The sequence below is a fragment of the Nocardia yamanashiensis NBRC 100130 genome (assembly GCF_001613325.1).
Lineage (GTDB): Bacteria > Actinomycetota > Actinomycetes > Mycobacteriales > Mycobacteriaceae > Nocardia > Nocardia yamanashiensis.
In genome coordinates this window covers 529,902-541,871 of the sequence record NZ_BDCD01000002.1, presented here as the reverse complement: position 1 = coordinate 541,871, position 11,970 = coordinate 529,902, and the positions used below count along the sequence as shown (strand labels likewise).

Annotated in this window: 12 protein-coding genes; 6 read left to right on the top strand and 6 right to left on the bottom strand. The window is 64.5% G+C overall.

Annotated elements, in window-relative coordinates; genetic code table 11:
- Positions 1-801: 801 nt before the first annotated feature.
- Entirely contained in the window at positions 802-1,974 is a 1,173-nt protein-coding gene (locus NY1_RS02580) for a DNA sulfur modification protein DndB (protein ID WP_218028282.1), read from the bottom strand.
- Positions 1,975-2,541: 567 nt separating this feature from the next.
- Entirely contained in the window at positions 2,542-3,111 is a 570-nt protein-coding gene (locus NY1_RS02575) for a DUF7691 family protein (protein ID WP_067707450.1), read from the bottom strand.
- Positions 3,112-3,219: 108 nt separating this feature from the next.
- Here NY1_RS02575 and NY1_RS02570 point away from each other — a divergent pair, with 108 nt between their 5' ends.
- Positions 3,220-4,437, top strand: a complete 1,218-nt coding sequence (locus tag NY1_RS02570; RefSeq protein WP_067707448.1) for a tetratricopeptide repeat protein — start codon at positions 3,220-3,222, stop codon at positions 4,435-4,437.
- Positions 4,438-4,441: 4 nt separating this feature from the next.
- Here NY1_RS02570 and kilB read toward each other — a convergent pair whose 3' ends face one another.
- On the bottom strand, positions 4,442-4,939 hold the full coding sequence (gene kilB, locus NY1_RS02565) for a plasmid transfer protein KilB (RefSeq protein WP_067707445.1): 498 nt from the start codon (positions 4,937-4,939) through the stop codon (positions 4,442-4,444).
- Positions 4,940-5,088: 149 nt separating this feature from the next.
- Here kilB and NY1_RS02560 point away from each other — a divergent pair, with 149 nt between their 5' ends.
- From NY1_RS02560 to NY1_RS02545, 4 genes are all read left to right on the top strand, one after another.
- On the top strand, positions 5,089-5,940 hold the full coding sequence (locus NY1_RS02560) for a DUF3137 domain-containing protein (RefSeq protein WP_067707442.1): 852 nt from the start codon (positions 5,089-5,091) through the stop codon (positions 5,938-5,940).
- Positions 5,937-6,545 (top strand): LemA family protein, encoded by a 609-nt coding sequence (locus NY1_RS02555; RefSeq protein WP_067707439.1) that lies wholly within the window; start codon positions 5,937-5,939, stop codon positions 6,543-6,545. The genes NY1_RS02560 and NY1_RS02555 overlap by 4 nt, the downstream gene beginning before the upstream one ends.
- A gap of 381 nt (positions 6,546-6,926) precedes the next feature.
- Positions 6,927-7,340, top strand: a complete 414-nt coding sequence (locus NY1_RS02550) for a hypothetical protein (protein WP_067707436.1) — start codon at positions 6,927-6,929, stop codon at positions 7,338-7,340.
- A 52-nt stretch (positions 7,341-7,392) separates the two neighbouring features.
- Positions 7,393-8,175, top strand: coding sequence for a hypothetical protein (locus NY1_RS02545; protein ID WP_067707433.1), 783 nt, complete (start codon positions 7,393-7,395; stop codon positions 8,173-8,175).
- 15 nt (positions 8,176-8,190) lie between these two features.
- On the opposite strand, the gene NY1_RS02540 is transcribed toward NY1_RS02545, so the two are convergent.
- Positions 8,191-8,802, bottom strand: coding sequence for a DUF4126 domain-containing protein (locus NY1_RS02540; protein WP_067707430.1), 612 nt, complete (start codon positions 8,800-8,802; stop codon positions 8,191-8,193).
- A gap of 120 nt (positions 8,803-8,922) precedes the next feature.
- Here NY1_RS02540 and NY1_RS02535 point away from each other — a divergent pair, with 120 nt between their 5' ends.
- Complete coding sequence (locus NY1_RS02535; protein WP_067707428.1) at positions 8,923-9,546, top strand: VOC family protein; 624 nt, start codon at positions 8,923-8,925, stop codon at positions 9,544-9,546.
- Between the two features lie 59 nt (positions 9,547-9,605).
- Here NY1_RS02535 and NY1_RS02530 read toward each other — a convergent pair whose 3' ends face one another.
- Positions 9,606-11,099: a serine/threonine-protein kinase gene (locus NY1_RS02530; protein ID WP_067707425.1), complete on the bottom strand. Its 1,494-nt coding sequence runs from the start codon at positions 11,097-11,099 to the stop codon at positions 9,606-9,608.
- Between the two features lie 69 nt (positions 11,100-11,168).
- Positions 11,169-11,792 carry a mechanosensitive ion channel family protein gene (locus NY1_RS02525; protein ID WP_067707422.1) on the bottom strand — a complete coding sequence of 208 codons (624 nt, stop codon included), beginning with the start codon at positions 11,790-11,792 and terminating at the stop codon, positions 11,169-11,171.
- Between the last annotated feature and the right edge of the window lie 178 nt (positions 11,793-11,970).

Sequence of the window (11,970 nt, the reverse complement as noted above, 5' to 3'; positions counted from 1 at the left end):
CTGACAGAGGTGAAGAGAAGGGTGAAGTGATCATCCGTGTCATGCTCGCTTCTTGGGCATCCGGTCAATGACTGTGCACCAGGTAGGGGCGGGTGACCTACAGCCTGCAATGTGTCGACGGCCTCCCGACCTGCACATGCGTGATCAGCTGGTCCCGGTACGCGCTGCGTCAGCGCGCACAACCGGCTCGTCCCTGCTTTCGCCAGGAACGCCACGCCGTCAACGGCGTGCACCCCGTCCCGTCCGAATCAATTCCGGCGCGCGCATACCCGACATCATGCAGCCAAGCTGCCGCAACCAAGAGATCCGGATCGTCGACAACGCCAAGGCCACGCTCGGCCTGTCTCGCCACACCCTGAGCATGCTTCCAACGTCGAGGCAGTTCTTCGAGCCGCTCGCGGTATGCCAGACGCCCAGCTGCACAGGTCCGCGGTCATGGTGACGCCTCAAAACGCGTAGTAGCGAGCCGTCTGTTCGCTCGTCCGGATACCCCAGTCCAACATATCGGCGGGTGTCCCGCTCAGGTGTCACCTGGATTGACCAGGTAGCGGTACAGAGCACACCCCTCCCTAGTGCGCGACTATCTGGACTAAGCGTCAACCGAGATTGGGCCCCTGAGCAGCAGCTTCGGGGCCCAATTTCTGTTTTCTGGACGTGCACAACGCTCTCGCTAGTGACATGGGCGGACAAGCGATGACGCTTCGAGACGTGTGCCTGCTCCACAAGACACCTCACGCGGCTCGCCAGTTGCCCCACGCCGCACAGCTTGGCGCCGGGGGTTTGGCCGTGAACGACGAGCCCCTACACGAACAACGCAGGTGCCTGGATCCCCAACGCCCGCATCACTCGCTGTGCGGCCGCACGACCCGGTCCCCGTGTGGTGTTAATCTTGTCGCCCGTGATGATGTTGCCTTGCCAAATCTCGGCGTCTCGTTGCCAATCGATCTTAGTGGCCAAATCTATGTAACGAGCGCGGCGCCAATCCTCGTCCCGGTTCTTTTCGATCTCATAAGCGACATGCCCGATGACAACCAAACCCGTGGCCGTCATATTGACGTAGTGGCGTCGAAAATCGACTACCTGATTTGCTGGTCCGCCTGATTTTGGGAGCTCTACAATCGAGTTCCAGGGAGTCATCTGCGCTGTCAACAGCTCCATCATCGCCAAGGTACGTGCGACAAACGCATCCTGATCTTCAGTCGTGCCGATAACCTGTGCACTCCGACCCGGAATGCTGCTCTCCGCAAGAGCATAGTCATGAAAGAGCAACTCTTTGACCATGCCACGAACTTGATTCAGCAGAAACACAGAAGGGGAATTCTTCGACAGACTCTTCGAAGTCTCGTCAATCCTCCCCTGGAAGAGCTGCGCTCCGTCGACAATTTTTGTCAAGACACGGTTCAGAGGCTCCCGAGTATTGAAAGCCGCCAGCAGGCTCGCCGGAATCTGCTTGGTCTGTGCTGCGTCAGCAAAATCCTGATGAATCCGCGCGAGATCGGGCTCAACCACTATTACGACAGAAATACTGTCAGACAAGAAGTCCGAGCTGTCTGTCAAGGCATCTCGCCGCTTGGTGATCGCCATCAGACGGTGCTGTCCGTCAGTAATAGAAAACTGCGTGTCGTCACCGATTACCACGAATCCGACCGTAGTAGCGAAATTTCCGCGGGTGATATGAATAGCTGGAACCGATCGAACATTGAGAGTGACCGGTGGAAGTATGTAGTTCTCATCGTTGTCCGTCAGGTACTTAGTGATCACGCGAACGTGCCCGCTATCGACCGGACGATTGGTTGCCATTCGCGGATTGCCGCCCTTCTCCGCTGGCGCCGAAATCACATGCCTGATCAAGAACGCATAGGAGAACGCCGTAGTGAGCATCAGACGCCCACCCTGTCGGAAAACGACACATGTGAAGACACGACCACCCGACGCCGACGCAGCTTCGTTCGCTGCGGCCTGTGCCGCGGTCAACGAGTCATGCTGAGTAAGGCCCATCTCTGTCAAGAACATAAGATCTCTTCTCTAGCAGGTAATGAACGGGCACAGACTACGCCCCAACACGACTCCATACGTTCGCTTTAGCACGTAGCACGTTGTGAAAATATGGCCGACGTGGTTGGCGCCCATGATTTACGCTGCTCTAGCAGCCTTTGCACGATTGCGAGCCTTTGACGAATGTCATAGAAAGTACCAACTAGTCTCGATCAATTCACCCATCTGCGACAGGATTGACTACAAGGGAAGGTTCTCCAGCAAGGTCCGCGCAATGTCGGCGGCCCACCCACGTAAGTCGGCGCTCACACTTCCGTGCGCTAGCGTCGAGGCACCCGCTCCGCTGCCCCAAACGGCTGCAAGAAGGCTCAGTCAAAGATATCAGCGGGTGCCGCACTCGTCGGCTACCTCGTTCAGCGGGTACAACACAAAGCGCAGTCACCACTAGTGCGCGACCATCTGGATTAGTTCGACCCCGAGAATGGGCCGCAGAGCATCAGCTCCGCGGCCCATTCTCGTATCCGGCAAGGGATCGGCCGGTGAACGCTACCCGGCCCAGAAACCGATGAGATCCTTCTTCGCGGTAGTGGATTCACGGAACCACTCGACGATGGAATCGGCGTATCCGCCGTGGTCGTCGGTTCCGGCGGCGATGGTCTCCCACTCGGGCAGCTGTTCCGCGCAGCTCTCTTTGCTGATATGGCCCCACCCGTTGTCCTCGGTGGATGGGAATGGGTCCTTGCCACCCATATTGTCGGCCAGACTGAGGATTACGTCGGGAAGGCCGTCGTAACCGAACCAGAAACTCACCTCGCCTATGTCCGTGCTGATATCGCGGCAGATCAATTCCAATGCCGAAACGTAGGCATGGGCGTGATGCTCGTCGAAAGGACCGCCGGCGAAGATGGTCCGCAACGCTTGCGGATGCTGGGCGTCCTCGCAGTGGTAGCACTCCTCGCAGTCGGGTCCTTCGCAATCCGCAGGATCACACAGCTCGCAGCAGCCGTACTCCGGATCGTGATCGGGCAGGTCGGCCAGCAACCGGCTGAGGAATTCCTCGTTCTTGGAGCCGATGACGGCCTCGAGCTCGGCCAGATCGACAAGGTAGACGTTCAAGCAATGTGACGCGGCACGAATCGCAGCCAGCCACAACGACACTCAGGCTGACAGCGCCGCTCCGACCATCATGGTGCGAGATTCTCGATTGGCTGGTTCGGGCTGCGGGTGGGGTGGATTGTTGATTTGATTGGCAGCCAGCGTTATCGGTTCATGGGGAGGCGCGGGATGCGGGCGGTCGCGCGGGGTGTGGTCATGCTGTTGCTGGTGGGGGCGGTGCTGGCGTTTATCGGCGCGGGGATATCCGTCTTGATCGGGGTCGGGAAGGTGTTGCAGGACCCGGATGCGGAGCCGACCTGTGACAAGAAGACGATGCGGCCGGGGACCGAGTGCGTTCATTACAAGGCGAACAGCATGACGGAGGTCGGCAGTACCAGTTATGCGGAGGCGCTCGAGGAGCAGCGGGGCGTTCGGCGGGAAGGGGTCGAGTATTTGGAGGTCGCGGGCGCCATGGCCGGTGGGAGCGTGGTGGTGTTCGTGGGTGGCGCGTTCGTGCTGGGGGCGTTGGACGGGGAGCAGACCGGGGCGCGAGGGTTGAGGCGCGGGCGGCGGGTGTGGTCGGAGGCGAGCGGGTCGACGCGTTCTGGCGCAATGGGATTCGACGGTCGACGGGGGATGTCTCAGGAGCCGGAGGGTGGCGGGTCCTTCGTGGATATCGGCCGGACGTACGAGGCGCGGGGGGAGCTTTTCGCTGCGGAGGAGTGTTATCGACGGGGTGCGGTGTTGGGCGATACGGCTGCGATGGATCGGCTGGCGCGGCTACTGCACGATCGGGTCGCGGGGCAGAGTGCGTTTGTGCGGTGGCGGAATCGGGGGCGGAATCGGGTGGTGCTGGCCGAGGCCGAGATGTGGTTGCGGGAGGCGGCGGGGGCGGGGAATGCGCAGGCTATGGCCGCGTTGGGGGCGCTGCTCGAGGAGCAGGGGGCAGGTGTGGAGGCGGAGCGGTGGTATCGGCTGGCGATCAATGGCGGTGATGGCAGTGCCATGAACAATCTTGGGCTGCTGTTGTTTCGGCGTGGGGATCATGCCGGGGCCAGGCAGTGGTGGAATCGTGCGGCGGCGGCGGGAAGTGCTGCGGCGCTGCGGAATTTGAAGGCGCTGCCGGCGGGGACTCCCCTGCCCGCGCGGGCCGGTCCGGTTGTCGGGCCGACTCGGCCCGGCTCGATGCCGTCGGGTACCTATGCGGACCTGCTCAGGTTGGTGATGAACGATCGCGCCACTGCCGATCGCCTGATCGAGTACGAGAGACAGCTGACGCCGCAGGCCGGTCGGCCGGAGCTGATTCACCGAGCCATCGATCGACTACGGCACGACCGGAACCGGTAGCACCTTATCGGTCGGCTCGTGCGAGAGTTCGTGAGGGAGACTGGATTTCGCGGCCTGCGTGTTTGACGAATGCGTCGATCAAGCCCATCGATTCGTCGCCGCAGGCGTTCTTGGCTTGCGAGTCGCCGGCGCGGTGGATGGCGTGGGTGGCCTCCATGATCTTCTCGCCCAGCTCCTGAAGCCGGACGTCATTGGTCAGCAGGCGCACGCGGAGGAGAGCGCTGCGGGCTTCGGTGCGCTTCGCGTAGGACTCGACCCGGGTCGCCAGTTCGGCGTCGGGGTTGCCGTCCTGCATGCGGTGCCAGCGGTCGATCTCGGTGCGGCGGTACTCGACGGCGGCGTCGGCGAACGTGTTGTAGGCGTTCAGGCGGTCCTGGCGTAGCCGCTCGGCTACGGCGTGGTCCGCGGCTCGGTCCGCGGAGCTGCGTTGAAACAAGTAGGTGACTCCGGTGCCCAGTAACGTTCCGGCGATCGCGATCAATGCGGAAACATATGCGCTCACGAGGTACCACTGTATGGAAGAGTTTGCGGGACAGTCCATCTGAAGGTCCGGCCTGCTCATGCGCGTCGCGCGGGCGGGCAAAGGAGTTGCATTCTTCCGGCGTGATCGTCGAGGCTGTCGGGGTCGGGGTGGTATCGGGGAGGGGAATCATGGGTGATGCGGATGAGCAGGCATGGGAGGTGGCGAGTTCTGTTTGGGCTCGGCCGGTGCTGCTGAATACGTTGTCGACGGCGACTTTCATCGCGCTGGTGGTGGCGCAGTATTGGTGGTGGCACGATCATGGGCGGCCGTTCTCCTGGGTGTTGCTACTGGCCACGCCGGCGCTGGCGTTTCTGCCGTCGGGGCTCATCGTGAAATCGTTCCGCAAGCGGTGGACCGCGGAATGGGCTGCGGCGAACGGGTTCCGGTATCGCCGGGCGAGCGACTGGCCGGTGCCCGTGTGGGATTTCCCGCCGTTCAATATCGGGCGTGCCCGGCGTTTCCGGGTGCGGGATTGCATGGAAGGCAGAGCCGGTGGGTATCCGGCGAGCTTCTTCCATGTGACCTGGTTGCACAACAACCGGATCAATGTCAGTACGCACTATCGGAATGTCTTCGCCATCACACTGCCCGCGGCGCTACCCCGATTGACGATGGGGATCACCCTGGACAGCACCACCGGTGATCGCGTGGAATTCGAATCGGCGGACTTCAACGATCGATTCTCGGTGTATTGCTCGAAACCGGCTTTCGCACACGCGGTGCTGACGCCGCGCACGATTGACCAGCTCGTGCACCTCACCAAGTCGCACGGCAGCGCGGTGATGCTGACCAAGTTCGAGATCGTCGGGAACCTGCTGGTCGGGATTACGACGCTGGGGAATCGCCCGCATGAGATCGGCGGAGTTTTCGATGCGATGCGGGTGGTCGCGGACGGCATCCCGCGATTCGTCTGGACCGACTACGGAACCCTCACGCCGGACAGCACTCTCGCCTTCCAGCCGGAAAGGAATATCGCATGAGCACCACCGTCCTCGTCATAGCGGTCGTCGTCATCGCGCTGATCGCGGTGCTGTGGTATTTCGCCGCGTACAACGATTTCGTGCGGCTGCGGAATCTGATCACCGAATCCTGGAACCAGGTCGATGTCGAATTGCAGCGCCGCCACGAACTGGTGCCGAATCTGGTGGCCACGGTCGAGCGAGCCGCCGCATTCGAACGCGGAACTCTGGAAGCCGTGACGAATGCGCGCAATCACGCCCGTTCTCTCGCCACCTTGAACCGGGCCGACACCGAAATCACCGGCGTAGCAACGGCGGAGAACGCACTGACCGCAGCCTTGTCCCAACTGTCAGCTCTCGCGGAGCAATACCCGGCGCTGCGCACGGTGCAGAACTATGCCGCATTGCAGCAGGAACTGAGCGATATCGAGGATCGGATCGCCGCTTCCAGGCGGCTCTACAATGCGAACGTCCGAGCGTTGAACACGAAGATCCAGTCGATCCCCGCCGCCATAGTGGCTACGCTGCACCATGTCTCGCCCGAACAGTATTTCGAGATCAGCAGCCCCGAGGCTCGGTCGGCGGTGTCGGTCGATCAGCTGTTCAGAGCACATCCGGATCGGTAAGAACCAATACACCGGCAGCCCTGGGGATTTCGGATTCGGCTCGCCCGTAGCGAGCCGAATCCGCAGGCTTCACCAGCCCGAGCCGGACCCACCCGATCCGGTGTTGGCCAGGATGGTGCCGATGATCATCTGCGCGATACCGGCGACAGAGCCTACATATTCCACGGTGTTCCTCCGACATTCTCATCGCCGGTTGTCCGGCGTAGCGGGAATCTAACCCGGCAAACATGTGGAATGTGCACATTTCATCGAAGACGCTGGTCATCAGCTATCAGCCAGTCATCCATCTCGGTTGCCGGAACCGGCCCGGACGGCCGCACCGCCTGACTACCATCAAGGTCGATTTCGCTCGCGATGTCGGATGACCCAGGAGGTCAGGCAATGTTCGGTACGAGATATGCGCTGGTCGCGGTCGCGGCAGCCGCGATCGCGACCCTGTGTTCGAGCCCGGCGAGCGCCGCCCCCGAAGACGAGTTCATCACCCTGAACTCCGCGGTCACCTCCACGTCGGAGGGATTGCAGGCCACCGGCACCTACCGCTGCGAGGCCGGCATCGGCTACCTCGACGTCTCCGCCCAGATGGAAACCAGCGGCAGCGGCACCATCGCACTCACCAGCTACCCGCCCGGCGCGACCCTGCAATGCTCGGGCCGCATCGAAACCTGGACCGCCACACTCAAACCCAGCACCACCTACCCGATCCTCGTGCCCTACACCACCGGCACCGGCAAGGCCCAACTGAACCGCAAGTACTGGAAAACCGACTCCGGCGAGGTAGCCCTCCACCTCGCCTGACCCGAGATCCCGGTGCGGGGTAGCGTCGCACCGAGATGAAAGGGAGGGACCGGTGCAGGAGAGTGCGGTAGCACGGGCGGCACACGCGATCACACGACTGCGGGCGGTAGCCGAGCAGTCGAGCGGCGCGGTGCAACTGGGCCCGGGCGTTTCCGAGTCGATCATCGACAGCTGGCCTGTCCCGGTTCCAGACGAAATCCGGCTGCTGGCAAGCGAAATCGGCGAGATCCGGTTCGACGAGTACGACTCGATCACCTTCACGCATCCGGAGAACACCGAACCCAGGTATTGCCGCGCCGGGGCTCCGGGCGCCTGGTGGGTGCTGCATACCAATAGCGCGGCCGAAATCTATTACGCCGATATCGATCCCGAGCGCGGCACCTGGGGCCGGGTGTTCTTCCATTGGGAAGACAACTCGACCACCCTGGTCGCCCCCTCCGTGACGGACTGGTTCCTGCGCCTCGCCGCAGGATTCGAGTCCGCGCTGCGCGTGGCCGGCGGTGAACGCATCGAGGGCCTGTCCGAGTGGGTCGATGACGACGAACTCGAGGAACTCGACTTCGCATCGGCGTTCTCCGACTGGTTCTTCCGGAGCGGGGAGATATTCGAGGTGGAGGACACGCCGAAGGTGCGGGCGGTGCCGGTGCTCGATGCGCGCCACTCCCCCGACCCCGAGGTGGCGGCCGCTGCCGCCGGACTGCCCGAGGAGGCCGTGGTGGCCGATTTGCGCGGGGCCGCCTATCCGACGTTCGTGTCGTTCAGCGAATTCCACGGTGGGAGAGCGAGTTACCGGCGGTTGGCGGGTGGCTCGTTCTTGGCAGCGGTCGGCGACTGATCGACGGCCTAGGGGCTAGCGCCCGGGGTGGGGCTGGTCGAGTTCCTTGGCGCGCCGCCTGGTGCGGAGCCAGCGGGCGGCGCGGAATCCCAGCCAGCCCAGCACGATCAGCAGGATCAGTACCGCGATGAAGGCCACGACGGGTACCGCTAGGGCCAGGATGGTGAGGGCCAGGGAGGTGCCGTCTTCGGCGGTGGAGACTACGGGATTGCCTACGCCGGCGGTGGTTCCGGTGACGAAGGGGCGGGCTACGGTGCGGCCGGCGTGGACGCTGCCGGCGGTGACGGCGCCGAGGATGGCGGCCACGGCGGGTGGGAGGTGGGAGGAGATGCTGGTTTCGGCGGTGAAGAGGATGGCGCCGGACACCGGGGCGATGACGGTGCCGATGCTGTGCAGCACCGAATCCAGGGCGGGGATCTTGTCGCCGATCAGGTCGAGGACGAACAGGACCGCGATGCCGATCAGCGCCGGGGTCGAGGACAGCCAGCCGTAGGAGCTGCCCAGATCGATCCAGCCGAGGCGATCGGCGAAGCCCACCACCAGCAGGGGTAGCCAGGCGTTGAGGCCGGCGGCGCCCGAGAGTCCGAAGGCGCCGAGGATCGCGCCGACGGCCGATGTGATCTCCATAGGAACCAGTGTGAGGGCAGGAGCCGGTGGCGTGCGTAGCCGAAGCCCGTGGAGATTACGTGGCGGGCTCCGTGGTCGGCACGGATGTCGCTGGACCAGGGCGAATCTAGGGTTTTACCTATGACGAACTCCACCGCTCCCGCCCTCACCGTCAGCCTCGACGCCGCCGATCCGGCCGCCGTCACCGCCGCCTACGAAGCCGCTTTCGGCCTCGGCGGCACACTGAACTTCCGCCCCGCGCAGGCCCCGTCGGACGGGTTCCGCGGCTTCATGATGTCGCTGGTCGTCGATCAGCCGGGCACCGTCGAGAACCTCGTCGGCTCCGCCCTCCAGAACGGGTTCAGCGTGCTGAAGCCGGGCAAGAAGAACTTCTGGGGCTACGGCGCCGTCATTCAGGGCCCGGACGGCACCATCTGGAAGGTCACCACGTCGCAGAAGAAGGACAGCGGACCGTCCTCCCGGAACGTCGACAGTGTCGTGCTACTGCTCGGCGTCGACGATGTGAAGGCCAGCAAGCAGTTCTACGTCGACCAGGGCCTGACCGTGTCGAAGAGCTTCGGCGGCAAGTACGCCGAGTTCGAGCTGCCGGATTCGCCGATCAAGCTGGCCATGTATCCGCGCAAGGCCGCGGCCAAGGATGCCGGTGTGTCCCCGGAGGGCTCCGGTTCGCACGGCATCGTGGTCAACGGCAATACGGGATCGTTCGTGGATCCGGACGGGTACGTGTGGGAAGCGGATGCCTGAAACACCAAGTGCCGGGGCCGGATCGGTCCCGGCATCCTCCGATCGAAAACCGACCCGGGTCAGCCCGGCCACTGGTGTGAACGCGTCTGCGGAACCACCGGAGCCTCGGCGACCTGGGTCGGCTGGCGTTGCACGGTGAACTGCGGGGCCGCCTGCTCCACCGGCGGAGCCGCCGTGATCGCGGATTCGGTTTCAGCGGGCGGGGTTTCCGCGGGCGGGGGCGCGGGCGCCGGTTCACTGGTGCGCGGAACAGACGTGACGGTCGTAAGTTGTTGCGACACGGTCGCACTCACGGACGGCGGATTCGGCGTCGAAGCCGGCGAACCGGAATCCTCGCGTAACGCGAACGCCGCGACGACAACCACGCTCACACCCGCCAACACCAGTCCCGACACCGTCGCCAGACGCCGGCGGCGCACCGGCTTCACACCTTCCGACACCGCGATGACCTCGGCCGGAACCTTCCCCAAATCGACCCGCGAGGCCACCGGCACAACCGATTCCGCACGCTGCACCTCGGTAGTCGGCTCCGGCAGCACACCACTCGAATCCGCCACCGGCCGCGCGAATTCCGGCGTCCCGCCCGGCGAAACGACCACCGGCCGTTCCTGTTCCGCCGCGGCACTCCGCGAATTCACCACCAGCCGCCCCGGTTCCGCCATCACACCCCGCGAAACCACTACCGTCCGTTCGGGTTCCGGCGGCTCGGGAGCGACGACCGGCGGCAGCGCCGCAGCGGCAGCGGCGGCCAGGGCAGTGCACGTCGGGTAGCGATCGGCCGGTAACTTCGCCAGCGCTGTCGCTATCACGTCATCCAAGGCCGCGGGCAGTTCCGGCCGCACCGTCCGGGGCGCGGGCGGCGGCGCGGTCAGATGCGCGCCGATCACCGCCGCCTGATCCTTGCGCGGAAACGGCGGCTGCCCGGTCAGCAGCTGAAACAGCGTGCAGCCCAGCGAATAGATGTCCGCCCGATGGTCGGCGGGCGTATCGCTGAACCGTTCCGGCGCCGCGTACGCGAACGTCGCGGCGATCCCCGACAGCGTCACCGTATCGTCGAGCGTGCGCGCGATCCCGAAGTCGGTGAGCACCGCCCGCTCCCCCTCGCGGTGATCGTTGTCGATGAGCAGGTTCGCCGGTTTCACATCCCGGTGCAGCACCCCTTGCGCGTGCGCGTAGTCGAGCGCATGCGCCGCATCGGCCACCAATCGCACCGCCCGCGCCGGCTCCAGCCCCTGCTCGTGCTCGCGCAGCAGCGCCGCGGCATCACCCCCGTCGATGTACCGCATCGCCAGCCACAGCACGGCGTCGTCGACCGCGCTGCGGTCGTACACCGGAACGATATTGGGATGATCGAGCCCCGCGGCGAGGGTCGCCTCCCGATCGAACGCGGTGCGGATCTTGGTGTCGGTGACGAAGGTATCGCCGAGCACCTTCAGCGCCACCCGCCGCCGCAAGCGCGGATGCGCGGCCAGATACACCGTCCCCATCCCGCCCGCACCGAGCAGTCGCTCGATGGAGAATCCGGCGAACACCGTCCCCGGCTGCAATCCCACGATCGTCCTCCCCGGGCCGCGCATCCCGAATCGTGCGGCCGCCCTGGGGAAATCTAGCGCAGCCGACCGTCAGGAGGGCGGGGTCACGGCGGTCTTGCGCGACCAGTTCTCGAAAGACTTGGTGGTGAAGAAGGTTACGGGCACCACCAGGTGCCGGTCGTCGGCGAGCCGCACCACCACGTAGGTGAGCGCGATCTCCTCGATCACCCCGCGCTGTTCGTCGATCACCACCGTGTCGCCGATCCGCACCACATCGCCGAACGCGATCTGAATCCCCGCGAACAGACTCCCCAGCGTCCCCTGCGCCGCGATCCCGGCCACCAGGGTGAGCAGCCCGGCCGACGCGGACAGCGTGGTGGCGATGGCCCGGGTGGCGGGGAACAGCAGCATGACCACGATGCCCGCGATCAGCCACACCACCGCGGTGGCGACGGTCCGGAACACGCTGAGCTGGGTGCGGATTCGCCGCAGCCGCTGCGGATCGCCGGTGCGGCGGGCCAGCCGCTCGCCGAGCGCCCGCATGGCCGCGCCGACGAGCACGGTCGCGAGCCAGCCGAAGGCGAGCACGCAGGCGACATCGAGCAGCGCCGCGACGAGCTGCCCGCCGGGTACCGCGTCGGCCCGCACGCTCACATATGCGCGAGCCAGCAGCAGAGCGATGATCGTCACGGCGGGCAACACACGGGCGAGCATCCACGGACCTCCGGCGTCGGCAGCTGATTCCCCATTGTCTGTACAAACCGTTCTGTTCTATTGACGCCGTGCCGAGCGCCCGCACATATTCCGCATTAGCCTGATGCGAAAACCCTTCGGAGACATGACGACCGGGCGATCTCCAACTAGTAGGACGTCCAATAAAACCAGCCGGAAG